This window comes from Hymenobacter sp. DG25A (assembly GCF_001280305.1).
Lineage (GTDB): Bacteria > Bacteroidota > Bacteroidia > Cytophagales > Hymenobacteraceae > Hymenobacter.
The window spans coordinates 15,732-41,518 of the sequence record NZ_CP012623.1 but is presented as its reverse complement, the minus strand read 5'-3'; the positions used below and the strand labels follow the sequence as shown (position 1 = coordinate 41,518).

The 25,787-nt window shown below is 58.9% G+C and carries 18 protein-coding genes and 2 tRNA genes; 8 read left to right on the top strand and 12 right to left on the bottom strand.

The genetic code is table 11. The features are described from left to right. Window positions 1-4: 4 nt before the first annotated feature. Window positions 5-2,878 (bottom strand): TonB-dependent receptor, encoded by a 2,874-nt coding sequence (locus AM218_RS00180; RefSeq protein ID WP_071843648.1) that lies wholly within the window; start codon window positions 2,876-2,878, stop codon window positions 5-7. Between the two features lie 130 nt (window positions 2,879-3,008). Between AM218_RS00180 and AM218_RS00175 the strand changes: the two genes are divergently transcribed. Then, window positions 3,009-4,217, top strand: coding sequence for a glycosyltransferase (locus AM218_RS00175; RefSeq protein WP_157547450.1), 1,209 nt, complete (start codon window positions 3,009-3,011; stop codon window positions 4,215-4,217). A gap of 16 nt (window positions 4,218-4,233) precedes the next feature. Then, window positions 4,234-5,529, top strand: coding sequence for a lipopolysaccharide biosynthesis protein (locus AM218_RS00170; RefSeq protein ID WP_054410764.1), 1,296 nt, complete (start codon window positions 4,234-4,236; stop codon window positions 5,527-5,529). Here the strand turns inward: AM218_RS00170 and AM218_RS00165 are convergent. From AM218_RS00165 to mutS, 4 genes are all read right to left on the bottom strand, one after another. Beyond that, window positions 5,526-6,485 carry an AAA family ATPase gene (locus AM218_RS00165; protein ID WP_054410762.1) on the bottom strand — a complete coding sequence of 320 codons (960 nt, stop codon included), beginning with the start codon at window positions 6,483-6,485 and terminating at the stop codon, window positions 5,526-5,528. The genes AM218_RS00170 and AM218_RS00165 overlap by 4 nt on opposite strands. 230 nt (window positions 6,486-6,715) lie before the next feature. Continuing rightward, window positions 6,716-6,799 (bottom strand) — tRNA-Leu (locus AM218_RS00160). A gap of 63 nt (window positions 6,800-6,862) precedes the next feature. Further along, window positions 6,863-6,935, bottom strand: a tRNA-Gly gene (locus AM218_RS00155). A 239-nt stretch (window positions 6,936-7,174) separates the two neighbouring features. Then, window positions 7,175-9,850, bottom strand: coding sequence for a DNA mismatch repair protein MutS (gene mutS / locus AM218_RS00150; RefSeq protein ID WP_054415144.1), 2,676 nt, complete (start codon window positions 9,848-9,850; stop codon window positions 7,175-7,177). A gap of 273 nt (window positions 9,851-10,123) precedes the next feature. On the opposite strand from mutS, the gene AM218_RS00145 reads away from it, so the two are divergent. Further along, on the top strand, window positions 10,124-10,669 hold the full coding sequence (locus AM218_RS00145; RefSeq protein WP_054410761.1) for an RNA methyltransferase: 546 nt from the start codon (window positions 10,124-10,126) through the stop codon (window positions 10,667-10,669). Between the two features lie 80 nt (window positions 10,670-10,749). Here the strand turns inward: AM218_RS00145 and AM218_RS00140 are convergent, their stop codons facing one another. After that, entirely contained in the window at window positions 10,750-13,245 is a 2,496-nt protein-coding gene (locus tag AM218_RS00140) for a T9SS type A sorting domain-containing protein (protein ID WP_054410759.1), read from the bottom strand. 319 nt (window positions 13,246-13,564) lie between these two features. Here AM218_RS00140 and AM218_RS00135 point away from each other — a divergent pair, with 319 nt between their 5' ends. Beyond that, window positions 13,565-16,153, top strand: coding sequence for a M36 family metallopeptidase (locus AM218_RS00135; protein ID WP_082317976.1), 2,589 nt, complete (start codon window positions 13,565-13,567; stop codon window positions 16,151-16,153). 89 nt (window positions 16,154-16,242) lie between these two features. After that, complete coding sequence (locus AM218_RS00130) at window positions 16,243-16,668, top strand: hypothetical protein (protein WP_157547449.1); 426 nt, start codon at window positions 16,243-16,245, stop codon at window positions 16,666-16,668. 86 nt (window positions 16,669-16,754) lie between these two features. On the opposite strand, the gene AM218_RS00125 is transcribed toward AM218_RS00130, so the two are convergent. Both AM218_RS00125 and AM218_RS00120 read right to left on the bottom strand, forming a co-directional pair. Further along, window positions 16,755-17,525 (bottom strand): TerC family protein, encoded by a 771-nt coding sequence (locus AM218_RS00125; protein WP_054410754.1) that lies wholly within the window; start codon window positions 17,523-17,525, stop codon window positions 16,755-16,757. An 83-nt stretch (window positions 17,526-17,608) separates the two neighbouring features. Beyond that, complete coding sequence (locus AM218_RS00120) at window positions 17,609-18,100, bottom strand: YajQ family cyclic di-GMP-binding protein (protein ID WP_054410753.1); 492 nt, start codon at window positions 18,098-18,100, stop codon at window positions 17,609-17,611. A 158-nt stretch (window positions 18,101-18,258) separates the two neighbouring features. Here AM218_RS00120 and AM218_RS00115 point away from each other — a divergent pair, with 158 nt between their 5' ends. Further along, window positions 18,259-18,702 carry a GNAT family N-acetyltransferase gene (locus AM218_RS00115; protein ID WP_054410751.1) on the top strand — a complete coding sequence of 148 codons (444 nt, stop codon included), beginning with the start codon at window positions 18,259-18,261 and terminating at the stop codon, window positions 18,700-18,702. Here the strand turns inward: AM218_RS00115 and AM218_RS00110 are convergent. Continuing rightward, window positions 18,699-19,004 (bottom strand): Mpo1-like protein, encoded by a 306-nt coding sequence (locus AM218_RS00110; RefSeq protein ID WP_054410749.1) that lies wholly within the window; start codon window positions 19,002-19,004, stop codon window positions 18,699-18,701. The genes AM218_RS00115 and AM218_RS00110 overlap by 4 nt on opposite strands. A 63-nt stretch (window positions 19,005-19,067) precedes the next feature. Here AM218_RS00110 and AM218_RS00105 point away from each other — a divergent pair, with 63 nt between their 5' ends. After that, the gene (locus AM218_RS00105) at window positions 19,068-19,547 is read left to right on the top strand and encodes a PaaI family thioesterase (protein ID WP_048826181.1); all 480 of its coding nucleotides are present in this window, start codon (window positions 19,068-19,070) and stop codon (window positions 19,545-19,547) included. 78 nt (window positions 19,548-19,625) lie between these two features. Here AM218_RS00105 and AM218_RS00100 read toward each other — a convergent pair whose 3' ends face one another. The 3 genes from AM218_RS00100 to AM218_RS16880 all read right to left on the bottom strand — a co-directional run bounded on the left by AM218_RS00100 (window position 19,626) and on the right by AM218_RS16880 (window position 22,010). Then, window positions 19,626-20,633: an NYN domain-containing protein gene (locus AM218_RS00100; protein ID WP_054410747.1), complete on the bottom strand. Its 1,008-nt coding sequence runs from the start codon at window positions 20,631-20,633 to the stop codon at window positions 19,626-19,628. A 391-nt stretch (window positions 20,634-21,024) separates the two neighbouring features. Next, a complete protein-coding gene (locus tag AM218_RS00095) occupies window positions 21,025-21,762 on the bottom strand; it encodes a metal-dependent hydrolase (protein ID WP_054410745.1) in 738 nt (245 codons plus the stop codon). 47 nt (window positions 21,763-21,809) lie between these two features. Beyond that, window positions 21,810-22,010 carry a hypothetical protein gene (locus AM218_RS16880; RefSeq protein WP_054410743.1) on the bottom strand — a complete coding sequence of 67 codons (201 nt, stop codon included), beginning with the start codon at window positions 22,008-22,010 and terminating at the stop codon, window positions 21,810-21,812. Between the two features lie 208 nt (window positions 22,011-22,218). On the opposite strand from AM218_RS16880, the gene mfd reads away from it, so the two are divergent. Next, window positions 22,219-25,743: a transcription-repair coupling factor gene (mfd, locus tag AM218_RS00085; RefSeq protein ID WP_054410741.1), complete on the top strand. Its 3,525-nt coding sequence runs from the start codon at window positions 22,219-22,221 to the stop codon at window positions 25,741-25,743. Window positions 25,744-25,787 lie beyond the last annotated feature (44 nt).

Below are 25,787 nucleotides of genomic sequence, written 5' to 3'. Positions count from 1 at the left end.
GGAATTAGAACTTGAACGTGAGGCCCAGCGTGGAATTAGCACCGCGGCGGAAGGAGCGCACGGCAGGGTCACTCTTATCGATGCGAGCGTTGGTATTGAGGTCCTGCACCAGCTTCACGGGCTGGTTAAGCACGTCCTGCACGGCGGCGCGCAGCTCCAGCTTCTCGCTCAGGCGCTTGGTCAGCACCAGGTCGATGACGTTGCGCGGAGCTTCGTACACCGTGGGGTTGAGGCGGTTGCCCACCGCAAAAATGCGCGGGCCCACTACGTTGTAGAGCAGGTTGACCTGCGTGCCGGTTTCCACGTTATCGTAGTAAGCGCCCAGGTTAATGAGGTAAGGCGACTGGTTTTGCAGGGGACGCTTCTGGTCCTGAATGTCGGCCACGTTTTCGCGGCTTACTTCCCCGCCCAGGTCGGCGGCCAGTACGGTTTCGCCCAGGTCTACGCGGCTGAAGATGTAGGACGCGTTACCAACCAGCGAGATGCGGCGCAAAAAGCTGGAGTTGGTCAGCTCCGACAGTGACTTGCGCACTTCCAGCTCCACGCCGTAGTTCTGCGCTGATTTGGAGTTAACGAAGGTGTTGCTCAGGCCGGAAGGCGTGTACAGCAGGAACGACTCAATGGGGTTGCGGAACTGCTTGTAGAAAGCGCCCAGCGAAATCATTTCGCCGGAGGCCGGGTAGTATTCCCAGCGCGCATCCAGGTTATGGATGTTGGCAGTTTTGAGCGTGTAGTTGCCCACCACGTTCGAGTTCAGGTTGAAATCATAGAAGCTGAACGGCGCCAGCTCCCGGAACTCCGGCCGGTTGATGGTGGAGGCGTAGGCCGCCCGCACCAGGGCCTTGTCGGAAATGGTGTAGGTCATGTTCAGGGAGGGCAGCGGGCTGAGCACGCTGGTACCGCCCTGGGTGGGGGTACCGTCCAAGCGACGGCTGTTCACTTTGATGTCGTTGTACTCGGCGCGCAGACCTACCGTACCCGTAAAGCGGGAGCCTACCGGCACCATCAGGCTGGCATAGCCGGCCACCAGCGTGTTGCTGGCATCGTAGCGGCCGTTGGGCTCAGTGCCTTCCTCATACGTGAACTTACCTTCGGTGCCCGTTACGTTTTCCGGGGCAAATACCTGGTCCAGGGGCAGGTAACGCACGCCGCTGGTGTTGCCCACGCCCTGATAGCCGAAGAAGCGGGAAGCAAAATCCCGGTCTTTACGCTCGGCATACACACCGGCCTTCAGCTTCATGCCGCGCTCTTCTCCCGATACAGACGAAGAATCTTTCTGGCCCAGCTGGTGCGTCAGGTTGGCGGCTACTGTTTCCACGCGCTCCGTCAGCTCCGAGAAGAAGCGGCCGGCATCGGTGGGGTTAGGGTCGGAGGGCAGAGCCACGCCAAACTCGGCGGGTACGCCTTCAGAACCAGGTGTTACGTGGGGGCGGATGTAGCGCACCCGGCGCCAGTCGGGCTCGGTGCGGCGAATGATGGAGAAGCCGCTCTGCCAGTCGATATTGGTTTTGTCGTTGGCCAGCTCGTGCTTGCCCAGCAGCTGCCCGGAGTACAGGCTGCGGCTCTCGTAGCGCTGCGAGTAAGCCCGCACGTCGCTATCGGAGGAAGTAATATCCTGGCCTTCGCGGGTAACGCTTTCCGAGAAACCCATCTGATTGAACAGGTTCTTGAACTCGAAGGAGTTGCGTGGGTTCACGCGCAGCCAGAAGTTCTGTACCAGGCCCAAGCGCACGTTGGTGCTGTAGGTGCGGTCGTTGTACTGCTGGCCCACTTTCTGACCTTCATAGAAGGACAGGTCGATGTCGGAATACTGGTTGTAGCTGCCGTAGTTCAGGCTGGTCATGGTGCCGGCCTCCTTCTCGCCCAGCGAGAAGCGGCGGCCCATGTTGAAGCCCAGGCGGAAATCGGGCAGGGCCTTTTTGGATTGCAGACCCCAGCGGTTCGGCATCTGGTTGGCGTAGGTAGCAGCGCGCTCAGCTGTGAAAGGCGGCACGTGCAGCTGCACCGGATAGTTGCCGGGCAGGTCGCGCTTACCGTCATCGAAACCCAGGAAATCGAGCTTGCCGCCCTGGGCCTGCTGCACCTGCTCTAAAGTGGTTTTGTTGCGGAAGCCGCCGCCAATGCTCAGGTTGGTGAAGTTTTCCTGCGGGGCACGCTTGGTGTACAGCTTAATCACGCCACCGGCAAACTCGCCGGGCAGCTCGGCCGAGCCGGATTTGTAAATCATCATCCGGTCGATGGCGCTGCTCGGAATCATATCGAAGGAGAAAGCGCGGCTGTCTACTTCGGTGCTGGGGGTCAGAATGTCGTTCAGCAGCACGGAGTTGTAGCGCTGCGTGAGGCCACGCACCAGCACAAAGCGGTTATCCTGGATAGAAACGCCGGGCACGCGGCGGGCAATCTGGGCCGCGTCACGGTCCTGCGACTTCACTATCTGCTCAGAAGAAACGCCCACTGCTACCAGCTGGGCGTTCTTTACTTCCGTAATAACGGCTACTTCCGTATTGGTAATGCGCTGGCCGGTCACCACTACATCGGCCAGCTGGTGAGCTGATTCCGAGAGGCTGGTATTCACCAACAGCGCCTTGCCACCTTCCACCGTCAGGTTAGGAATGGTCTTGGTTTGATAGGAGATGTAGGAGATGACGAGCGTTTGAGTGCCGGCCGGCACTTTCGCCAGCGTGAAGTGGCCATCCAGGTCAGTAGAAGCGCCGATGGTCGTGCCCTGCACGCCCACGCTGGCCCCAATGATGGCCTCCTTTGTTTTTTCGTCTTTCACGACCCCGGTAATAGTACCAGTCTGAGCCGCGGCTTCCAGGCTGCTGAAGCTGAACAGCAACAGTGCCAGGGTGATGATTCGGGTTAGAGGTGTGGCCATGTTAGTTATTTATGCCACAAAGGTCCTCTTCTAGTATTACATCAATCGGACCTAATCATTACCAAATCATTACCTAACTGCGCCGGGAGCATAAGCGGAAGCGCCCGCCTAAATCCGTAGCTTGCGGGCCGTGAGCAAACCGCGCGTACTGATGCTGCCCAAGTGGTACCCCAACCGCTACGACGACCAGGATGGGGACTTCGTGGCCCGGCACATCCAGGCCATTGCGCAGGCAGACGCGGCCCTGCAAACGGCCGTAATATTTGCCGCCGTAGCCCGTGCTCCTATACCTAAGCTCATAGAACTGGAAGCAGACCTAAGCAGCATTACGCCTACCTGGCGCTATTACTACCGTTCCCGTCTTACCGGCCTGCCCTGGCTGGATAAGCCCTTGAAACTACTGCTGTGGCTGGTGTGTATGGCCCGTGGTTTGCGGGCCGTCCGCCAACATTGGGGAGGCAAGCCCCCGAATCTGGTGCACGCCCATATTCTGTTTCGGACGGGTATGCTGGCGCTGTGGCTGAAGTGGCGGCATGGCATACCTTATCTGATTACAGAAAACTGGACGATTTTTCAGCCGGCAAATGCCTGGCGGCTGGGGTGGTTGCGGCGTCAGCTGGCCGGGCTACTGGTCAGGCAGGCGGCGGCGTACACGCCTGTTTCGGATGATCTGCGGCAGGCGCTGGCCCGCTTCGGCGGCATCAACCCGCACACCGTTATCATCCCCAATGTGGTAGATACAGCGCTATTTCACCCGCCTGCTACGCCCGGACAGCGGCACGGTCTGCTGCATGTGGCCGCTTTTAATGAGCCAGCCAAAAACCTGAGCGGCACCTTACGCACCGTAGCCCGGCTTCGCACGACCCATCCGGCCCTGAAGCTGCACCTGCGTATAGTGGGCTATGGTGCCGCGGAGGCCCAGATGCACCAGTTGGCCGGCTCGTTGGGCTTGCTGGCCGATAGCACGGTGGAGTTCCTGGGCAAGCTCCCACCCGCTCAGGTAGCGGATGAAATGCGGCGGGCACAGGCCCTGGTACTGTTTTCCAATTACGAGAATTTACCTTGCGTACTAATTGAGGCCCAGGCTAGTGGCTTACCGGCCGTAGCCACCAGGGTGAATGGCGTGCCGGAGCTGCTGCCGGATGATGGCTCCCGCGGCCTTCTGGTACCACCCAGGGATGAACAGGCCCTAGCCCAGGCGCTGCTGACGGTACTTCAGGCTCCACCCGGCCGCTTTGACCCGGCCACACTCCGCGCCGAGGCGGTAACTCGCTTCAGCTACCCGGCTGTAGGTGCCGCTTTTTTAAAAGTATATCAGCAAATAGTCGCCTACCAATAGCCCCATTTAAGTTTATATGCTGCGCCGCATTCTGCACAACTTTGCTACCCGTCTGCTGACTGCCCTGCTCAGCTTTGGGGTGGTGTGGCTGACGGCGCGGTATCTGGGGGCGGCCGGACGCGGGCACATCAGCCTGTTTATGACGGACTGTGCGGCGCTGCTACTCTTTATTGGGCTGCTGGGCGGCTCTTCACTGATTTATCTGGCGCCGCGCCGCAACATCTGGCATCTGCTCCTGCCGGCATACTGCTGGGCCTTGCTGGTGTGCGCGGCGGGCTCCGCGGTGGTGGCCTTGCTGCGGTCAGTGCCCCCGGCCTATTTACTGCATTTATGGGCGCTTTCGTTACTGCAGGCTTTTCTTTCCGTTAATACGCTACTGCTGCTGGGCCGCCGGCGTAATACGCCCTATAACCTGCTGAGCATACTGCCGGTACTGCTGTTAGCCGGCACGCTGCTGCTGAACTTTGCGTTGTTTCGGCAGCGGGAAGTGTCGGTCTATTTTCAGGTTTGTTACCTGGCGTATGGGCTGCCCTTGCTGCTCAGCTTTGGCTGGCTGGCGCGCTTGCCCAGGCCGCCGGTCGCAGGCGCCCCCATCCGCGGCACCATGCGGGAACTGGCGCGGCATAGTCGCGAAGCCCACCTCTCCAACATTCTTACCTTCATCAACTACCGCCTCAGCTACTATTTTGTAGCCCACTTCGCCGATGCCCGTGCCGTTGGTATCCTCTCCGTAGGAGTAGCCCTGGCCGAGGCTATCTGGATGATTCCGCGCAGCACCGCGCTTATGCAGTATGTGGAACTGGTGCAGGCCGATGACAAACAGGCCCAGGTTGGCCGGGGCCTTCGCCTCACCCGCCTGACCCTTTTCCTGACTGTGGCTGCCGTGGTGGTGCTGTGTGCTTTGCCGCCGCAGCTTCTTTCTCTGGTGTTCGGGCAGGAGTTTACCAGTGCCCGCCCAGTAATTCTGCTGCTGGCCCCGGGGGTTGTGGCCATTGCCCTCAGTCAGATTTGCAGCACCTACTTTACGGCTGTTACCCGCTACCGCGTCAATAATCTGGCTACGCTGCTGGGCGTGGCAGTTACGCTGGTGGGCTGTGTAGCGGTAGTACCGGTCTGGGGAATCAGAGGAGCCGCGCTGGTGATGACCGTTTCCTACAGCTGCTCGGCACTGTATCTGGTGCGTGCTTTTTTGCGGGCCACCGGTATCCGCCTGCTGGATTTATTACCGGTGCGCGAAGATGCCACCTACGCGTGGCAGCTGCTCCGTCGTCCGGCCCAACCGGCTGTGGCTACCGCTGAAGACGCGGCTTAGCTGATGGGCACCTTGCGCAGAATGGCTTCAATCAGATCCGCCGTGCGGATACCGTCGGCCTCGGCTTCGTAGTTAAGCAAAATGCGGTGGTTCAACACATCGGAAGCCACTTCCTTGATGTCTTCCGGTAGCACGTAGTCGCGCTGGTCGAGGAAGGCCACGGCTTTGGCGGCGCGGTGCAGGGCAATGCTGGCCCGCGGGCTCACGCCAAACTGCACATACTGGGCAAACTCGGCCAGGTCATACTCGGCGGGTTTGCGCGTGGCAAACACCAGCTCAATGATGTACTTCTCCAGGGTTTCGGAAATCTGCACCTGGTTGATGAGGCTGCGGATGGCGAAGATGTCCTCTTTGTGCAGCACCGGGTTCACCTCGCCCACATAAGAAAGGTTGGCCATGCGGCGCATCACCTCCAGCTCATCGGCCTTCTTCAGATAGTCGACATACACCTTCATCATGAAGCGGTCTACCTGGGCCTCGGGCAGCGGGTAGGTTCCCTCCTGCTCCACCGGGTTCTGCGTGGCCAGCACCAGAAACGGCAGATCCAGCTGGTAAGTGGTTTCCCCGATGGTGACCTGCTTTTCCTGCATGGCTTCCAGCAGGGCACTCTGCACCTTGGCCGGCGAGCGGTTAATTTCATCGGCCAGCACCAGGTTGGCGAAAATCGGCCCTTTCTTCACTTCAAAAACCGACTGGCTCTGATTATAAATCATGGTGCCCACCAAATCAGAAGGCAATAGGTCCGGGGTGAACTGCACGCGCTGAAACGGCAGGTGCAAAACCTTAGAAAGAGTGCTAATTGTGAGGGTTTTGGCCAGACCCGGCACACCTTCCAGCAGAATATGTCCGCCGGTAAACAAGCCAATCAGCAGACGATTGACCATATACTGCTGCCCCACCACCACCTTGCCTACTTCCGTAAATACCTGGCGGATTTTGTCGCGGTAGTCATCCATGCAGTTGCAATATAAAGCAGATAGAAAAGTAAAAGAGAGGCAACCACCCTGGCTGAACAGTAGCTGTATCAACCGGTTTTCTCAAAAATAGAGATTCAGCCAGATTTGCGGTGGTTTTTTCCTCTGGCTATGCGGCGGGCTGCAAACCAGCCTTGGAGCCTGCCTACTCACCGTAATAAATCATACACTCAACAAAAAGGCCCCAAGCATTGCGCTTGAGGCCTTTTTCGTACCAGAGACGGGAATCGAACCCGTACGCTCGTGAAAGCAAGGGATTTTAAGTCCCTCGTGTCTACCAGTTCCACCACTCCGGCAGCCGTGCAGCAAACATGCACAAAAATAAAAAAGGACGCTGCGCGGGCAACGTCCTTTTTTTGAGCGGGAGACGAGGTTCGAACTCGCGACCTCGACCTTGGCAAGGTCGCGCTCTACCAACTGAGCTACTCTCGCTTGAGGTTTGCCACCGTAGTGGCGTTTGGTGTGACAAAGGTACTATGAGTTTCCCTTTTGTCAAGCCTTTGGGCTTAAAATTTCTCTTTTTGCCCGTGAAAAAAGTGCTTCTGGCTCATTGTCAGACACTTTTTTTCTTAACACCTCTAAATTGGGACTGCAAAATCACCCAACTCACACCCTGAAAAATGAGCGCCCGGCACTAGCGTCCGGAAATCAGCCTGCGCTGAGCCCCGCTGTTATTTGCCGCCCAGCACCAGCTTCAACTCATTTATTTTTAACAAAGCTTCAATCGGGGTTAGGGTATTCACGTCCAGGTGCTGCAGCAGCTCCCGCACGCGCTCCAGGGCCGGATCAGCGGGCTCAAACATGCTGAGCTGCAGGCTGGGACGCGGCGCAGTGGCTACGGCCGCGGCGGGTTGCGCCACCGGCCCCCGAACTGCTTCTTTGCCATTGCTGGCTGGCCGCTCATCCAGGCCGGCCAGCACGTCATCGAACTCCGTGGGGCCATCTTCCAGACTGGTGCTGGTGCGCTCCTGCTCCAGGTGGTGCATAATTTCGTTGGCGCGCAGCACCACGGCGGTGGGCATGCCGGCCATGCGGGCCACATGGATACCGAAGGAGTGTTCGGAACCTCCCTCCTGCAGCTTGCGCAGGAACAGAATACGCCCATCGGCCTCCTTCACGGCCACGTTGTAGTTGCGCACCCGCGGGCAGTCGTCGGCCAGCTGGTTGAGCTCGTGGTAGTGGGTGGCGAACAGGGTTTTGGCCCGCGCTTTGGGGTTGTTGTGCAGGTGCTCCACAATGGCCCAGGCAATGCTGATGCCATCATAGGTGCTGGTGCCGCGCCCAATTTCGTCCATCAGCACCAGGCTGCGGTCGGAGAGGTTGTTGAGGATGCTGGCGGTTTCCGTCATCTCCACCATGAAGGTGCTTTCGCCCTTGGAGAGGTTGTCGGAAGCGCCTACGCGGGTGAAGATTTTGTCGATAACGCCAATGGTAGCGGCCTCGGCGGGTACGAAGGAGCCGATTTGCGCCAGCAGCACAATAAGTGCCGTTTGGCGCAGCAGGGCCGATTTACCGGCCATATTGGGGCCGGTAATCACCACAATCTGCTGGTCTTCCTGATCCAGGCAGATGTCGTTGGGAATGTAGGCCTCGCCGGGCGGCAGTTGGCGCTCAATAACCGGGTGGCGCCCCTGGCGAATATCCAGTACCGTCGACTCATTCACCTCCGGCTTCACGTAGCGGTGCTGCCGGGCCGTGGTAGCGAAGGAAGCCAGGCAATCGAGCACGCCAATGGCGCGGGCGTTTTGCTGAATCTGGGGCACAAACTCCCCGGCTGTGAGTACCAGCTCGTTGTAGAGCTGCTGCTCGATGACGAACAGGCGGTCCTCGGCGTGCAGGATTTTCTCCTCGTAGGTTTTGAGCTCCTCCGTGATGTAGCGCTCGGCATTTACCAGGGTTTGCTTCCGAATCCAGGTGGTGGGCACCTTGTCTTTGTGGGCATTGGTGACTTCCAGATAGTAACCGAACACTTTGTTATAGGCCACTTTCAGGGAGCTGATGCCGGTGTTGCGCTGCTCGCGCTGTTGCAATTGCAGCAGGTAGTCCTTGCCCGAAAACGCAATGCTGCGCAGCTCGTCCAGCTCGGCGTGCACGCCATCCAGAATCACGTTGCCCTGGTTGGTGAGCACCGCGGCATCGGGCCGGATTTTGGTGTTGATTTCTTCCCGCAACGAGGCGCAGGGGTTCAGCTGATCGGCCAGCTTCTGCAGGGCTTTCAGGCCGGAACCGGCCAGCAAGGCCCGGATGGGCTCCATGGCTTCCAGGGCGCGGGCCAGCTGCAGCAGCTCACGCGGGTTGATGCGGCGCACAGCTACTTTGGAAATCAGGCGCTCCAGGTCGTTTATCTGGCGCAGCTGCTGGTTCAACTCGCCCAGCAGCTCACTGTTCTGCAGCAGGCCATCCACGGTATCAAGGCGGCGCTGAATCTGCACGGGCTCTTTCAGGGGTAGCACCACCCACTTGCGCAGCAGGCGCGCGCCCATGGGCGTTACGGTCTGGTCCAGAATGTCAATCAGGGGCACGCCGCCGGGGTGCTGGGGATACACCAGCTCCAGGTTGCGAACGGTGAAGCGGTCTAGCCACACATACTTATCTTCTTCCAGGCGGCCGATGCTGCTGATGTGGGCTACATCGTCGTGCTTGGTTTCGGCGAGGTAGTGCAGGATGCAGCCGGCGGCCGTAATGCCCTCGCGCAGGCCGTCAATCCCAAAGCCCTTGAGAGAGGTGGTGTTGAAGTGGCGGGTGAGGATATCGTGGGTATAATCGAAGCCAAATACCCATTCATCGAGGGCGTAGTGGCAGAAATCGGGGCCGTAGTGGTGCTCGAAGTCGTGGCGGCTTTTCTTGCAGAAGAGCACCTCGGCGGGGCTGAAATTCTGCAGCAGCTTGCCGATATAGTTATGGTCGCCCTGGGCTACCAGAAACTCGCCGGTACTGATATCCAGAAAGCTGATGCCGCACTCCTGCTTGCCAAAATGCACGGCGCAGAGGTAGTTGTTGCTCTTGCGCTCCAGCACGTTGTCGTTGAACGACACGCCCGGCGTGACCAGTTCCGTAATGCCGCGCTTCACCAGCCCTTTGGCCTGCTTAGGGTCTTCCAGCTGGTCGCAGATGGCTACGCGCTGCCCGGCACGCACCAGGCGCGGCAGGTAGTTATCGAGGGAGTGATGGGGGAAACCGGCCAGCGGGGTTTCGGAGGAAGTGCCCGCGCCGCGCTTGGTAAGCGTGATTTCCAGAATGCGCGCCGCCGTAACGGCATCCTCGCCGAAAGTCTCATAGAAGTCGCCGACGCGGAACAGCAGCAGCGCGCCGGGGTGCTGCTGCTTAAGCTGATAGTACTGCTTCATCAACGGCGTATCAATCACGGGCGCGGGGCCAAGCGTGCCGTGGGTGCGGATGGGCTTTTTATCGGAAGCAGCTACTTTGGATTTCACGGAAGCGGAACTACAGAAAGAGGTAAAAAATGCCATTGGTCATGCAGAGCGTCAGCGAAGCATCTCGCTAGCGCCGTTTGTTTAGCATGGCAACATCAGCATGCGAGATGCTTCGCTGACGCTCTGCATGACGGGCTAATTAAGGCAATAAGCGAACAGCCAGCCGGGCCTTCCTACCTTTGCGCTATGCGCAAACTTTCCATGGAAGAGCTGAACCGGCTGACGGTGGCAGACTTCAAAAATACGCAAAAATTCCCCCTCACTTTAGTACTTGATAACGTGCGCAGCCTGCATAATGTGGGGGCAGCCTTCCGCACGGCCGATGCCTTTGCTATTGAGAAAATGTGGCTCTGCGGCATTACGGGCCGCCCGCCCCAGCGCGAAATTACCAAAACGGCGCTGGGCAGCACGGAGTCGGTGGTGTGGGAATACGCGGCTTCCACGCTGGAAGTAGTGCGGCAGCTGCAGGCCGCGGGCTACGTGGTGGTGGCCGTGGAGCAGACTACCGGCAGCCTGCTACTGCCCGCCTTTGAGCTGGAGCCCGGCCGGCCCTACGCGCTGGTGATGGGCAACGAGGTATTTGGGGTGGATGATGAGGTGCTGGCCCAGTGTGATGCCGCCGTGGAAATTCCGCAGTTCGGCACCAAGCACTCACTCAACGTCTCGGTGGCGGCCGGGGTAGTGCTCTGGGATTTTCTCACCAAGATGGGCTTTCAGGCGCCGGTTCGCTAACCAGCAGCCGGCTAAGAAAGCAAAAGGCCCTTCGCTCTGAGCGAAGGGCCTTTTGCTTTCTTAGATGTGAACCAGCAAGGCTACTGCTGAATCATCAGCCGCTGCGTCTGCCGGTTGCTATCAGTACCGATGGTGACATAATAGATACCCGCCGCCAGATTATGCAGACTAATGGGTTCTTCCACGCGCCCCTGCACGGCGGTTACCGTCATGTGGCGTACGGCTTTGCCCAGCTGGTTATACACCACCAAGGGCGCACTGGTCACGGACTTGTCCAGCTGCGTGCTGACGGTAAACTGGCCGCTGCTGGGGTTGGGGAATACGCTCAGGCCGCTGGCCGCTGCAATAGGCAGGGGGCGCGGCGTCTGGATGTAGAGGTTATCTACGGCCCAGCCCCAACCGTGGGCGCCGGCGTCGGCAAACAGGCGGAAGCGCAGCTTCACCACTTCTCCGGCCGAGAATTTATCGCGCAGGTTGAGTTTGCGCTCCTTATATAGGGCGGGCGTACCGGTGCCGGTAGAGTTGTTGCCACTGGTGCCTTTATTCCATTCCGCCAGCCAGACGGCATTGGCGCGGGCATCGTAGCCATCGGCCAGGGGCGTCCAGGTCTGGCCGTTGTCGGTGCTACCTTCCACTACCACGTAATCGAAGAACTCGGGGGTACCGAAGGCGGCGCCGGTTTCGCCGGGCTCTACCAATACTATCTCATCAAAGGTGACGGTAGCGGCAGCGGCATCCGCGGCCACCGTAATGGGCACCAGCAGCTGATAGATAAAGTTGCTTTCCTGGTTGGGCCCGGTTCCATCAGCGTATGGGTGCTCCGTATTCATAGCGCCATTGCTGAAGCCGGTGGGCTTACCAATGGAGAAGCCGTTGCCAACAAAGTCAGTGGTAGCAGTGGCGTTAAAATCGTTGATGTACTTGGCCTGGGCCGGCTTGAAGTCCACTACGGGCACCGTGTGGAAGCCGGTGGCAGGGCTATAAGCCAAGTTTTTGGCCTGGGAGGCATCCTGCGCCACAATACGGTAGGTAATAACGTCGCCGGCATTAATGGCGCCGCTGGCGGTGGTGAGGCTGCCTTTATACAGGCCATCGGCCTGGCGGGTCAGCTCCACATCGGGGCGGGCCTGGCCGTTTACTTTGAACTCGGCATACACCCGCGCCACCCCAATATTGTCGGTTACTTCCGCTACCAGTTGGTAGGGCAGCTGGGAGGTAAACAGGAAGGCCGGCGGCTGGTGGCCTACCACGGGGGCTTCGGCATCGGGGCCAATGACAAACTCGTAGCGCGGCTGCTCCGGCTTGCCGGGCGTGCCCGCGCCGGGGGCCGTGTACGTGCGCTTGGTTTCGTTGTCGGAGGCCTTCAGGAAGTAGCTGATTTTAGCCCCGGCCGCCGGCTTGGGAATGCTGCCGGCATACTCGTTGGCGCGGCCGGTGGGCTGCAGCGTGATGGTGGCATCGGCCCCGCCATTGGCGGCATACACCAGCTGGACGGAGCCCGGAGTTACGGTGCCATCTGATTCAATAACGGCCGTTACGGGGTAGCTCTTCAGGGTTTCTGCGTCGGACAGGGGCGTGTGCCGGATGGCCGTGTTAAACCAGCCCATGTCGTTGAACATAGCCAGCACCAGCGGCCCTGGCTGATGGTTGGATTCCCCATCCGCAATTTGCGGCGACATCAACGAGTTTTCAGTGCCCGCCTTATACACCGTCTCATCCAGGTGAGAAACGCTGGAGCCGCCGCTAAACGTAGCCGGCGCATATAGCTTGGGCCGCACGTTTTTGTTGGCCTCCAGGGCCAATGGGCTGTTGAAATGCAGGCCGGCACTGGTGAGCTGGGTACCCAGCTGCGTGGATGGATTGGTGAAGGTTGTTTCGTTGGTCAGGCGCTGGCCACTGGTGTTTTCAATAAACGAATCATACACCGAGGGCAGGCCGCTGAAGCCGTAGCTGCCTTTTTTCTGGTCATCCTTGTCCATGCTATCCACAAAGCCCAGGCCGTGGCCCAACTCGTGCAGCACCACGGTAACCAGGTCGTACTGGTCGGGCGGAGTTTTGCCGTCCAGCCCGTAATACCAGTCAAATTTGCTGTTGAAGCTGGCGGCAACATCCGGCTCCGAGGCGCCATTCAGATCCTGGCCATTGATTTTCTCCGCCAGCGCTACCGGAAACCAGGCATTGGTTCTAGGCGTGCCGCTGAAGTTACGGTAGTAAGCAGTAGAACCGGCCGAGCCCAGCGTACCAGCCGCCAGCTCTTTCCAGGTAGCATCAATGTGAATCTCTACCGGACTCTGCAGCAAGGCTTCCCAGATATCCACGGCATACTGAAATGCCTTCTGGGCCTCCGGCGTGAAGTTGTGGTAGGTTACGGTGATGGAAGCCGTGCCGGTGGGGCGGGCTTTTCCGGCCCGGATCTGAAGAAATTTTTCCGGGGGCGCTACCCGCGTCAGCCCCGTTTGGGTGGTAGCAAAGCATACTGTACTGTGCCCCGGTGCCCGCTGTAGCTTATTGGATTGGCCCGATACCGTCTGGCCCGATGCGCACAGACCTAGCAGTAGAAGTAAGTGTCTTTTCATGGAGAAGAAAGGGATTTTTCGCAACTGACTGCTACTCGATATAGTGCAATAATACTGCTATGGAACTGCCCCTGCATGCTCCCGGTTCGGGACACAGGCAGCTTCAGAATAGTTGCGTTCAGGAAAAATACTACCATTTCCTGAGTCCGCATAAAAAGTAGCCCGCAAAACGGATTTTCAGGTATCCGGGTACCCTGCTATCAGCCGGCAAAAAGGAAACTCTCGGGAGGGGCAAAATAATTCCACAGCCCTCGCCAATCAAAAGGCTTTCCTTTCAGTTTGTTATCTTTCTAAACTCTTTTACTAAAATCCGTTTCCCGTGCGTACAACTTCTACCCTGCTGTGCAGGCTGTTGGTGGTGGGGCTGCTGCTGGCGCTTCCTCAACTGGCTACTGCCCAATCTTTTTCCGCTGACTATGCTCGGCAGTACCTGGCCAGCCACCGCGCGCAGCTGGGCCTGACGGAAGCCGATGTAGCGGCCCCGGTCGTAACAGATACCTATACCGATGCCCACAACGGGGTTTCGCACGTGTATCTGCGCCAGCAGTACCAGGGTCTTGAAGTGCTGGGCACCGAGATGGGCCTGCACTTTGATGGCAAAGGAGGGCTGCTCACGCAAACGGGAAATTTTGTCCCGGATTTGGCCAGCAAAGCCCCCGCTCCAACGGCCACGGTATCCGCTCCGGCGGCTACGGCGGCGGCGGCGCAGGTATTGCACCTCACGCCTACCGCGCAGCAATCTTCTCCGGCGCAAAGCCGCTCCACCCGCCTTACGCTGTATGATGCGGCCCTTTCCACGGAGGAAATTCCCACCCAGCTGGCCTATGCCGCGCAGCCTGATGGCAGCGTGAAGCTGGTATGGCAGCTGGTGCTGCACCCACCCAAAACCACCCACCAGTGGAGCCTTCAGGTAGATGCCACTACCGGGAAAGTACTAAAGCGCCGGGACCGGAATCCGCAGGAGAAGCTGGCGCCGCCCACTTCCCCCACGGTGGCTATTCCTACCCTACCCGCCAGCCGGGCAGCGGCCCGCCCCTCGGGCACCGATGCTACCTACAATGTATTTGCCGTTCCGGTGGAGGCCCCGGGCTTTGGGCCCCGCAGTCTGGCGCGCAACCCCGCCGACACGAAAGCCTCGCCCTATGGCTGGCATGATAATAACGGCGTAACCGGCCCGGAGTACACCACTACCCGCGGCAACAATACCTCCACCTATATCCCCAGCAGCGCTACCTCTGCCATTTACTTTGCGGATGGGGGCTCTGGTCTCAACTTTGATTTTACCTATGACGCCCAGAAGTCGGCCGTTACCAACAAGAATGCCGCGCTGACTCAGCTGTTCTACCTGAACAACATCATGCACGACATCTCCTTTCAGTATGGCTTTACGGAGGCTGGCGGCAATTTTCAGACAAAAAACTACACCGGCCAGGGCCTAGGCGCCGACCCGGTCAGGGCGGTGGCCCAGGACCCCGATGGCGTCTACAATGCCTATTTCTCGGCGGCAGCGGATGGCAAGAGCTCGGCTATGCACATGTTCCTGTGGCCCGGTGTTACCACTTTCAAAGTAACCAGCCCGTCAGCCATTGCCGGGCAGTACCCGGTGATAGTAGGCGATATTGGGCCGGCTTTGCCCGCCGGCACGCCACTTACCGGCAAACTTGTTTTGGTAAATGATGGAAGTGCCGCTCCCACGCTGGGCTGCAACGCCCCCCTGAAAAATGCGGCCGCGCTGAAAGGCAATATTGCCGTGATTGACCGAGGCTCCTGCACTTTTGTAGAAAAAGTAGAAGCGGCCCAGAGTGCCGGCGCCATTGCTGCCTTGGTCATCAATAACCAGCCTGATACGCTGATTACCATGAGCGGAGACTATAAGCTCAGCATTCCAAGTGTATTTATGCGCCTGGCCGACGGCAACCTCCTCAAGGAGCGCCTGAAGGCCGGCGAAACAGTAACCATCAGCATGGACACGCCGATAGGAAGGGATGGGGCATTTGATAATGCTGTGGTAGCGCACGAGTACACCCACGGTATTTCCATTCGCCTCACGGGTGGGCCGGCCACAGTAGAGTGTCTGAACAACCAGGAGCAGATGGGCGAAGGCTGGAGCGACTTTTTCGCGCTGTGGCTGACCACTAAACCCGGCGATACGGGCACCACGCCCCGCAGCATTGGCACCTACGTTATGGGGCAGGCCACCAGCGGTGTGGGCATCCGGGGCAAGCTCTACAGCACCGATATGGCCGTGAACAACTACACCTACGCCATTATTGGCACCCCTCCCTTCGACGAGGAGCACGCCATTGGGGAAGTGTGGGCCTCTGTACTCTGGGATCTGAACTGGGAGATGATTAAGCAATACGGCTACAGCACCGACCTGTACCGGGGCACCGGCGGCAACAACAAAACCATGCAGCTGGTGATGGATGGCCTGAAGCTGCAGAAATGCAGCCCCGGCTTCCTGGACGGCCGCGACGCCATTCTGGCCGCTGATAAAGCTTACTTTAAAAGTGCTAACCAGGCCCTGATCTGGCGGGTATTTGCCCGCCGGGGTATGGGCAGTGATGCCGTGCAGGGCAACAGTGACAACCTGAAGGATAACAAAGCCGGCTATGCTATGCCGGCCGTGCTGGCCACTACCAAAGAGCTGGCCGCTTCCTCCGTAGAGCTGTACCCCAACCCGGCGCAGAATCTGCTCACGCTCCGCACGTTTGGGCTGGGCAATGCCCCCGTGCAGGTAGCCCTCTATTCCGTGCTGGGCACGGAGGTGCTGCGCGAGTCGTTTACTGCGGCGCAGGCACAGCGGGGCAGCCAGCTGGCGTTGGGCAACCTGGCCAATGGCGTATATATGGTGCGCATCTCTACCCCCGATGGGGCGCTTACCCGCAAAGTGGTAGTGCAGCACTAAAAGAAAATGGTTAAAAGAGGAAAAAGCGGCCCACCAGCGGGGCCGCTTTTTTGTTTTCTAACCGCCTGCACTTTCTGATACCCCGCATTATGCCCACTACTGATTCCACCACTGCCCGGGATGCCGCCTTACTGGCCCTGCGCCCCGCTATTGACGGGTTGCCAGCGTATGAAACGCCCCAGACCGTGGGCGACTTTCTCCATCATACGCTCCGCCCCCTGCTCAAGCTGCAGAATACGCCCCTGCTGCTCACCTTCACAGACTATGTGCAGGACCACCACATACCCCTCGCCCAGCGCAGCGCCACCGAGCAGCAGCGCCTGCTAACCGACTTGCTGGCGCGCAACGTGAAGCTGCGCTATACCCTGGTAGGGCTTATAGCGGCGCTGTTTACCAAGGAGGAAATGGCTTTCTACCGGCAGCACCGCGCCGAGCTGAACAGGCGGCTGATTGAAATGGCCACCCACCGCCTGCTCGACCAGCTGCCCGCCCTCAACCCCTCAGCCATTGGCTAAAAGAAAAGGCCGCTCCTGTATGGGAGCGGCCTTTTCTCTGGGCTGTTTTGCCAGCGGCTACGTCCGGCGTAGCAGCCCCGGGCAGCTTAGTCGTACTGCGAGTCGCGCAGGTGCACGGGCTCCGTTTTCTTGCGCAGGCGCATATTCAGTATTTCTACCAACAGGGAGAAGAACATGGCGAAGTAGATGTATCCTTTCTCAATTTCCTTGTGGAAGCTTTCCATCACCAGCATCACCCCAATCATAATCAGGAAAGACAGAGCCAGCATTTTGATGGTGGGGTTGCGGTTCACGAAATCGGCCACCATGCCCGAGAAAATCATCATCACTGCCATAGACAGGATAACGGCCAGAATCATAATCAGCACGTTGTCTACCAGGCCTACGGCCGTCAGAATGGAGTCAAAGGAGAAGACAATATCAATCAGGATGATTTGGATGATGACGCTGCCCATGGATGCGGCGACTTTGCCGGTAGTGGCCTGCTCTTCCTCGCCCTGCAGCTTGGTATGAATCTCGGTGGTGCTTTTCCCAATCAGGAATAAACCGCCGCCCAGCAGAATAAGGTCGCGTCCCGAGACGCCCCAACCGCCTTCCATCCACGGCAACGGCAGGTTAAACAAGGGGTCTTTCAGGCTCACAATCCAGGAAATACTCAGTAGCAGGCCAATTCGGAACAGCAGGGCCAGCATCAGGCCAATAGTACGCCCGCGGGCATGCTGCTCCCGCGGCAGCCGGTTGACGATGATGGAAATGAAGATGATGTTATCAATACCCAGCACAATTTCCATGAACGTGAGCGTGAGCAGGCTCACCCAGGTATTGGCACTGGAGAAAACGGAGAAGTCGAAATTCATTGGGTATGCTTAATGAATTAGAAAGGAGGTGCCAGGCCCGGGGCTACGCCCGCGGCTGCATCATGCCGCACTTATAAGCGGGCTTAGCTCTTCATGTTTACAAACTGCAGGGGCTGGCCGATATCGGTGCGGCGCAGCAGGGAAATAACGGCCTGCAGGTCGTCAATCTTCTTGGCCGATACGCGCACCTGGTCGTCCTGCATCTGGGCTTCCACTTTCAGCTTGGCGTCTTTGATGGCTTTGATGATTTTGCGGCCGGCATCCTTATCTACCCCGGCCCGCACCTTTATGGTTTTCTTCACCAGGGCCCCGCTGGGCAGCTCATCGGCCGTGAAGTCCAGGGCTGTGCCGTCGATGCCCTGCTTCACGATGCGCGTGAGCAGGATATCTTCCAGGGCTTTGATGCGCATGGAGTTTTCGGAGCTGAGCTGGATGGTGTTGTTCTTTTTATCGAGTTCCATGCCGCCTTTGGTGTCGCGCAGGTCGTAGCGGGTCTGCAGTTCTTTTTTGGCCGTATTCACCGCATTTTCGAGGGTTTGCGGATCTACTTTGCTCACGATATCGAAGGAAGCCATAGCGCAGAATGCATCAGGTGGGAGAAAACGCTGCCCGAGAACCGGGAGCGAAGGGGGCCAAAGGTAGGAGTTTGGCGGAATGCTACCTTTACCGGGGGTCAAAATTCGGCGTTTCCGGCCCCCGCCCTGCCAGTACGAATTCTGTCCCTTCTGCGGTTATGTTACCACCCGTTCGCACGCCCCACTCGCCCTCCGACCGGGCCGCTTATTACCAGCTTCGCTACGAAGTGCTGCGCCAGCCCTGGCAGCAGCCCCCCGGCTCTGAGCACGCCGAGGATGACGCCCTCCCAGACACCTTTCATGCCCTGGTAACCGCCCCGGATGGCACTGCCCTGGGCGTTGGGCGCGTGCACACGGCCGCACCCGGGCAGGCGCAGGTGCGCTTTATGGCCGTGCACCCCAGCGCACAGGGCCAGGGCGTGGGGCGGGCGGTGCTGGAGTATCTGGAAGCCGAAGCCCGGCGCCGTGGGCTGACTGAATGCGTGCTACACGCCCGCGAGCAGGCCGTGCCGTTTTATCAGCGGCTGGGCTATGAGGTGGTAGCGCCTTCGCACACGCTGTTTGGCAGCATTCCGCACTTTCTGATGCGCAAGCGGCTTTAGAACCGCTCCCGCCCGCGCACCAAGTCCCAGTACAGGCGGAAGTCGCCGCGCAGGGAAAACCATGGGTGCTGGAAGGTGGCAGGCCGGTTGTGCTCCACAAAAAAGTGACCTATCCAGGCAAATCCATAAGCGGCCACTACGCCATACAGCACCAGCATGGGCCGTTGCAGCACTATGCCCAGCATAAGGCAGAGCAGAAACAAGCTGGTGCCGATGAAATGCAGGATACGGGTCCCGCGCTGCTGGTGCTCGCGCAGGTAGCGCGGGTAGAACTCCGCAAAAGTCAGGGGCCGGGCCGTCATAGAAAGCAGGGATTTACGTAAAGAAGCCTAACTTTTCCCTGAAATCACAGCCTGCCCTGCGCAATGGACCAATTACCTGATGTAGCCACTCTGGTGGCTATTTACAACCAAATGAACCAATACGGCCGCATAAACGGCATGGTGCTGCACGTAGCCTCGCCCGGGGAAGTGAAGTACACCATGACAGTGCGCGCCGAGCACCTCAGCTCGCCGGGCACCTGCCACGGCGGGGTGCTGGCCGGCCTCATGGACTCGGTGCTGGGAGCAGCGGCCCTGTCGGAGGCCTTCACCGCGGGTGAGCTGGTATCTACGGTGGAGTTCAAGATGAACTACCTGCACCCGGTGCGCCTGCATGATACGCTGGTGGCCACGGCCAAAGTAGACCACGCCGGCAAAACCCTGCTGGTAGCTACCGGCGACATTTACTGCGCCACCCGCGAGCTAGTGGTAGCCAAGGGCATGGGCACCTTCAACCGCTACCCCGCCGACAAGCGCGACTTCCGCAAGCTGCTGTTCCCCTCCGCCGACGACGAGCAGGAATAAAGCGCAAACCGCCGGACCGTTCCCGTAAAGGAACCGCCCGGCGGTTTATAGCAGTGCCGGCTTACCGGCCCTGGCTACTTAGTAGCGCGAAGAAGCCGACTCGTGCTCTTCTTCCTCCTGGGGAGAATCGTCGTCTTCGTTTTCATTCATAATAGGGGGCTGCACTTTGCGCACGTTGCGGGCACAGTCCTCGTCGCGGTGGTTGCGGCCAACGGTAAATTCCACCCAGTCGCCTTCCTGCAGGTCGTTGAAGTCGCCTTCGGCCATATCAGCGTAGCTGAAGAACAGGTTGTTGGGGGGCATTACCACAAAGCCAAACCCGTTTTTCAGGTTCTTGATGGTGCTTACGCCAATGGAGCCTACCGGACCGGCGGCCGTAGGGCCGGCGGGGCGCAGCGGCTTGGGAGCAGCGGTATAAGCCGCGGGCTCCGGCTGGTTCACGAACAGGTCCTCAATCAGCGGGTCGTTCTTGCTCAGGCGCTCATCAATTACCTCGTGCATGGCTACGGGGTAGGTAGCATGGTCGAGGAGCTGCTGGGAGGCGCGGGTTACGCGGTTTTCACCTTTGTAGTCCGTGTATTTAAAGTCCCAGTTGAGCAGCATTACGCGGGTTCCCACGGTGTTGAGCTTCTTCACCAGGGGCAGGTAGTCGCTGTCGCCGGCAATCAGCACAATCACGTCAAAGCTTTTGTGCAGGGCCATTTCCAGGGCCTCCAGGCTCAGCCACACATCAATGCCCTTTTCCTGCAGACGGCCGTCGCGGGTTTTCAGGGGCATGTAGTGGGTGGTGATGCCCAGGTTCATCAGGATATCGTCGAGCAGACGGTCATGAAATAACCGGTCTTTTTCGCGGGCTTCCGTGGCGCTTAAGCGGCCGCGGAAGAAGTGAGCGTCGGTAATCTGGCACAAGCGGACATCGGTGTCTTCGTCTTCAGCTGCCTGATGGCGGATAAATTCGTGCAGTCCTTCCAGGCTAATGCGGGCCTTACGCTCATGCTGAAAGTAGTAGTAATCACTGATCTTAAGGAAATAATTGCCGTCATAAAAGACACCGATCCGGATCAGCGGGCTATTCATCTGATTCATAAATTCTACTCGTTTTGGGAATGTGCAGGGGGGTGTGTCAGGACACGTAACAGGTCAGGTAGGCCTTAAGGAGGAGAGGCCGTGTCAAAGGTACGAAGTATGCATAAAATACATAATATAAATTTAATATGCTAACTGATTGATTTCAAGCCTATATACCACAAAGTAGTTCCATAAATAATCATATTTATGAATACTTCCGAAGGCGCCAATTTACGGTGAAAAACAAGGTTTGCCAAAGCATCTATTCTAACTCTATGCAGCAAAGTGCAACTTTACTGTCGAGCTTACCAGGGCTGAATCTAAAAGCCAACCAAGCCTTTTAAGTACAAAACAGGCAGGCCATTTACCTGCAAAATCCGGGTATATTGAGCTAACAACACCAAATGAATTAGAATTTCATTCTGCTCACTATCAGCAACAACACCACCGCACCATATACGCCGCAAACTGCTACTTCCAGCAAATTTCCCATAGCCGAGCCGGTGCGGATGAGCGGCAATTTAACAGCCAGATCGGTAATGGGCATAAAATACTTCACGCCGGACTTGGTCAGCGTATCGGCCAGCAGGTGGGAAAGGTAGCCGCCGCCGGCAAACAGGGCTACGCCATGCCAGCCAAGGGTTTGGTTGGCCAGGTGCCCGATATAGGTCCAGAGAGCCGCGGCCCAGATGGTATGCGTCCAGGTGCGGTGGCTGGTGAAAGGGGCCACAGACACAAAGGTGCCCAGCATGCTCAGCCAGAGCATACCGGTATACAGCCCCGCCACCACTGTGCACAGGCCCGTGAACAGGAGCGCCAGCTTGCGCGCCGAGCCGCCCTGCATGGCCGCTCCTACCATACCAAAAGCCAGCGCGGTAGTAAAGCCCATGCGCCGGTCGACGGCCAGCAGCATGTAGTGCGTGTAGGCAGCTATGCCAATGCCCGCCAGCACAAACGCCCAGCGCACGTAATTCTGGGCAAAGCCCAGGCGCTTGCTCAGGCGGGAGCTGGGGTGGTCCAGGTCGGGGGCCAGGGCTGAGAAGCCTGCCAGGGCAATGCCGGCCGGCGAAAAGGGAATACCCGGCACCAGGCCGGCCACGGCTACGCCGGTAATAAGGCCAATGGCCAGGTGAGAAGAGCCGCGCACGCAGAAAAATACCTTTGAACGAAAGAACGAAGGTACGCGGCTATCGGCTAGGAACCAGAAGCTGAAGCAGGGAGCGGGCAGGCCGCGCCCTGGGCAGCGGCTTCCCGGGTATAAGGCCGTGGCGCCTGCACGGCAGCCAGGCAGCGCTGCCGGTAGATGGCCAGCCAGGCATGTTTAGCCTGTTGCCAACGCTCCCAGGCGTCGATATCAAATTCGGGGTCCGGGGCGGGGTTGCGGGTGGGGTCCATACGGCAACGGTGGGATGGGTGGGGGAGCAGAGGACTAAGATATATACTTTTCGCTATAGATCATTACCAAGCTCAACAATAAAAGCCTTAATAGCACATCCGGGAAACTTTCAGACCTTGGCGGCGGTATTGCTACCGCCCCCAGCCCGACCGGATTCTCATTCGGCCGGGCTTCTCCCGTTGTTTTGCCTCCTAGCCGATATCCGTTTTGCAGGTCTCCGATTTCCTCAAGCTCTATACCCTGGACCCCACTGTGCTGACCATTGGGGCCCGCCTGAACCCGGCTACGCGCCACAGTATGCGCCCCGAGGCCAACGCCCCGGCCGCCCCCGTGCGCCTACACCTACGCGGCCTGGTAGGCAGCCAGGATGCCGTGCTGGCCGCCGCCCTGCACCAGGACTTTCCCGACCAGCACCACCTCTTTATTCTGCACGACCGGGAAGAGGCCGCCTACTTCCTGGCCGACCTGCAGCACCTGGTGCCCGATGAGGAGCCTTTGTTGTTCCCCAGCTCCTACAAGCGCCCCTACGCCTTCGATGAGACGGAAAACGCCAACGTGCTGATGCGGGCCGAGGTGCTGAACAAACTCAACTCCCACCGCGGCCCCAAAACCACCGCCGAGCAGGCCGCCGAAGATGCCGACGACGCCCTGCCGGATGGCGACGCCACGGCCCGGAGCAGGAAAATCAGCGTGAAGGATACGGCCGGCGCGCTGATTGTGACGTACCCCGAGGCGCTGTTTGAGAAGGTTATCAACAAGAAGAGCTTAGTTGCCAACACTTTTATTGTGAAGGTGGGCGACAAGCTGGACGTGAACTTCATCAGCGACATGCTGGCGGAGTATGACTTTGAGCGTTCCGACTTTGTGTATGAGGCGGGGCAGTTTGCGGTGCGCGGCGGTATCGTGGATATCTTCTCGTACGCCAACGAATTGCCCTACCGCATTGAATTGTTTGGCGACGAGGTGGAGACCATCCGCACGTTTGACCCCGAGAGCCAGCTGTCGGTGGAGAAGCGGCAGCAGGTGAGCATTATTCCCAACGTGCAGACCAAGCTGCTGCAGGAAACGCGGGAGGCTTTTCTGGACTTCATTCCGAAGAACACCGCCATCTGGGCCAAGGACGTGCGCCAGACCCTGGACGTGGTGGAGGAATCCTTCGAGCGCGCCGAGCTGGGCTTTAAGGAGATGCTGGAAGGCGCCGGCGGCGTGCAGATTGTAAGCAAGCCGGAGGATTTGTTCGAGACGGGCAAATCATTCAAGAAGCTGCTGGAGAACTTCCCCATCGTGGAGTTCGGCAAGCGCTTCCACTTCAAGGGCGGCGAGGATTTCCAGTTCAGCGCCAAGCCTCAGCCTTCGTTCAACAAGGACTTCAACCGGCTGGTGAAAAACCTGCACGAGAACCAGGAGAAGGGCTACGTCAATATTATCGGGGCGGAATCGGTAAGGCAGGCGGACCGGCTGCGCACCATCTTTGATGAGCTGGACAACAACGTGCAGTTTCAGCACCTGCTGCTGGGCCTGCGCGAAGGCTTTATTGATGACATGTTGAAGCTGGTAGTGTACACCGACCACCAGCTGTTCGAGCGCTTCTACCGGGCGCAGGAAGGCCGCAAGTTCTCCAAGAAAAAGGCCCTTACGCTAAAGGAGCTGCGCACCCTAGTGCCCGGCGACTACGTGGTGCACCAGGATTACGGCATTGCCCGTTTTGCGGGCCTCACGCAGGTAGAAATAAACGACCGGCTGCAGGAAGCCATCCGGCTGGTGTACCGCGACGACGACGTGCTGACCGTGAGCATACACGCCCTGCACAAAATTGCCAAGTACTCCGGCGCCGAGGGCACCCCGCCCACCATGAGCAAGCTGGGCTCGCCGGAGTGGGAAAACAAGAAGAAGTCGGTTAAGAAGAAGGTGAAGGACATTGCGGCCGAGCTGATTCGGCTGTACGCCAAGCGCAAAACCGCGCCCGGCCACGCCTTCGCTCACGACTCTTTTATGCAGGCCGAGCTGGAATCGTCGTTCATTTACGAGGACACACCCGACCAGGGCAAGGCCACTGAGGACGTGAAGCGCGACATGGAGCAGCCCCACCCCATGGACCGCCTGGTGTGCGGCGACGTGGGCTTCGGCAAAACGGAAGTAGCCATTCGGGCGGCCTTCAAATCCGTGGCCGATGGCAAGCAGGTGGCCGTGCTGGTGCCCACCACCATTCTGGCCATGCAGCACTACAAAACCTTCCGGGAGCGGCTGGCGGCCCTGCCCGTAACGGTGGAGTACGTGAACCGCTTCAAGAGCACCAAGCAGATTAAGGAAACGCTGGGCCGCGTAGCCGAGGGCAAAACCGATATCCTTATCGGCACGCACCGCCTCACCAACAAAGACATCAAGTTCAAAGACCTGGGCCTGCTCATCATCGACGAAGAGCAAAAGTTCGGGGTGAAAACCAAGGACAAGCTGAAGGAGCTGAAGGTGAACGTAGATACGCTCACCCTCTCGGCCACGCCCATTCCGCGCACCCTGCACTTCTCCCTCATGGGCGCCCGCGACCTGAGCGTAATTGCCACGCCGCCCCCGAACCGCCAGCCCGTGCAAACGGAGCTGCACGTATTCGATGAGCTGCTGATTCGCGACGCCGTGGCGCGCGAAATCAAGCGGGGCGGGCAGGTGTTTTTTGTGCACAACCGCGTGAAGGACATTGAGGAGCTGGCCAACATGGTGCTGCGCCTGGTGCCCGATGCCCGCGTGACCTACATCCACGGGCAGATGGAGGGCGACCTGCTGGAAAAGCGCATGATGAAGTTTGTGGACGGCGAGTATGATGTGCTGGTGAGCACCAACCTGATTGAGTCGGGGCTGGATATTCCCAACGCCAACACCATCATCATCAACCGCGCCCACCTCTTTGGGTTGAGCGACCTGCACCAGATGCGGGGCCGCGTGGGCCGCTCCAACAAGAAGGCTTACTGCTACCTGCTCACGCCCCCGGTGGCGGGCCTTCCTTCCGATGCTCGCAAGCGCCTGAGCACCCTGGAAGAATTCTCCGACCTCGGCGACGGCTTCAAGGTAGCCATGCGCGACCTGGACATCCGGGGTGCGGGCAACCTACTGGGCGGCGAGCAGTCAGGCTTTATTAATGATCTGGGCTTTGAGACCTACCACCAGATTCTGGACGAGGCGGTGCAGGAGCTAAAGGAAACCGAGTTCCGCGACCTGTTCCTCGGCGACCCTACCCAGCGCCTGCAGGAAGCCGCCGCCACCAAAGGCCCCAAGGAGTGCAACATTGAAACCGACCTGCAAATCCTGATTCCCGACCACTACGTGAGCAACGTCTCGGAGCGCCTGCAGCTGTATAGCAAGCTGGACCGCGTGAAAGGCCCCGAGGAGCTGCGCAAGCTGGTGGCCGGCATTGTGGACCGCTTCGGGCCGCTACCCCAGGAAGTGGAGCAGCTGGCCGACATTGTGCGCCTGCGCTGGCAGGCCTGCCAGGTGGGCTTTGAGAAGCTCACGCTGAAGAAGAACCTCATGAAAGGCTTTATCCCGGCCACCAACAACGAGGCCTTCTTTCAGGGCGACGTCTTCGGCAACGTGCTCAGCTACGTGCAAACCCACCCCCGCTCGGCCAGCATGAAAGAGCGCAAAGAGCAGCTGATTATCTCCTTCGAGGAAGTAAAAAGCGTGCAGGCCGCCAAGCGGATACTGAGTGAGTTGGGGAGTGAGGAGAAGGTGGGAGTGTAATAGTAAATGAGCTAAGAATGTAAAGAAGAAAGCCTCTTGTATTT

Bases quoted from the DNA above. Each gene is read 5' to 3' on its own strand.
- AM218_RS00105 (WP_048826181.1), top strand. From the start codon at position 19,068: ATGGACCAATTACCTGATGTAGCCACTCTGGTGGCTATTTACAACCAA.
- AM218_RS00110 (WP_054410749.1), bottom strand. From the start codon at position 19,004: ATGACGGCCCGGCCCCTGACTTTTGCGGAGTTCTACCCGCGCTACCTG.
- mutS (WP_054415144.1), bottom strand. From the start codon at position 9,850: ATGAAGCAGTACTATCAGCTTAAGCAGCAGCACCCCGGCGCGCTGCTG.
- AM218_RS00170 (WP_054410764.1), top strand. From the start codon at position 4,234: ATGCTGCGCCGCATTCTGCACAACTTTGCTACCCGTCTGCTGACTGCC.
- AM218_RS00165 (WP_054410762.1), bottom strand. From the start codon at position 6,485: ATGGATGACTACCGCGACAAAATCCGCCAGGTATTTACGGAAGTAGGC.
- AM218_RS00140 (WP_054410759.1), bottom strand. From the start codon at position 13,245: ATGAAAAGACACTTACTTCTACTGCTAGGTCTGTGCGCATCGGGCCAG.
- AM218_RS00115 (WP_054410751.1), top strand. From the start codon at position 18,259: ATGTTACCACCCGTTCGCACGCCCCACTCGCCCTCCGACCGGGCCGCT.
- AM218_RS00180 (WP_071843648.1), bottom strand. From the start codon at position 2,878: ATGGCCACACCTCTAACCCGAATCATCACCCTGGCACTGTTGCTGTTC.
- AM218_RS00125 (WP_054410754.1), bottom strand. From the start codon at position 17,525: ATGAATTTCGACTTCTCCGTTTTCTCCAGTGCCAATACCTGGGTGAGC.
- AM218_RS00100 (WP_054410747.1), bottom strand. From the start codon at position 20,633: ATGAATCAGATGAATAGCCCGCTGATCCGGATCGGTGTCTTTTATGAC.
- AM218_RS00120 (WP_054410753.1), bottom strand. From the start codon at position 18,100: ATGGCTTCCTTCGATATCGTGAGCAAAGTAGATCCGCAAACCCTCGAA.
- AM218_RS16880 (WP_054410743.1), bottom strand. From the start codon at position 22,010: ATGGACCCCACCCGCAACCCCGCCCCGGACCCCGAATTTGATATCGAC.
- AM218_RS00145 (WP_054410761.1), top strand. From the start codon at position 10,124: ATGCGCAAACTTTCCATGGAAGAGCTGAACCGGCTGACGGTGGCAGAC.
- AM218_RS00130 (WP_157547449.1), top strand. From the start codon at position 16,243: ATGCCCACTACTGATTCCACCACTGCCCGGGATGCCGCCTTACTGGCC.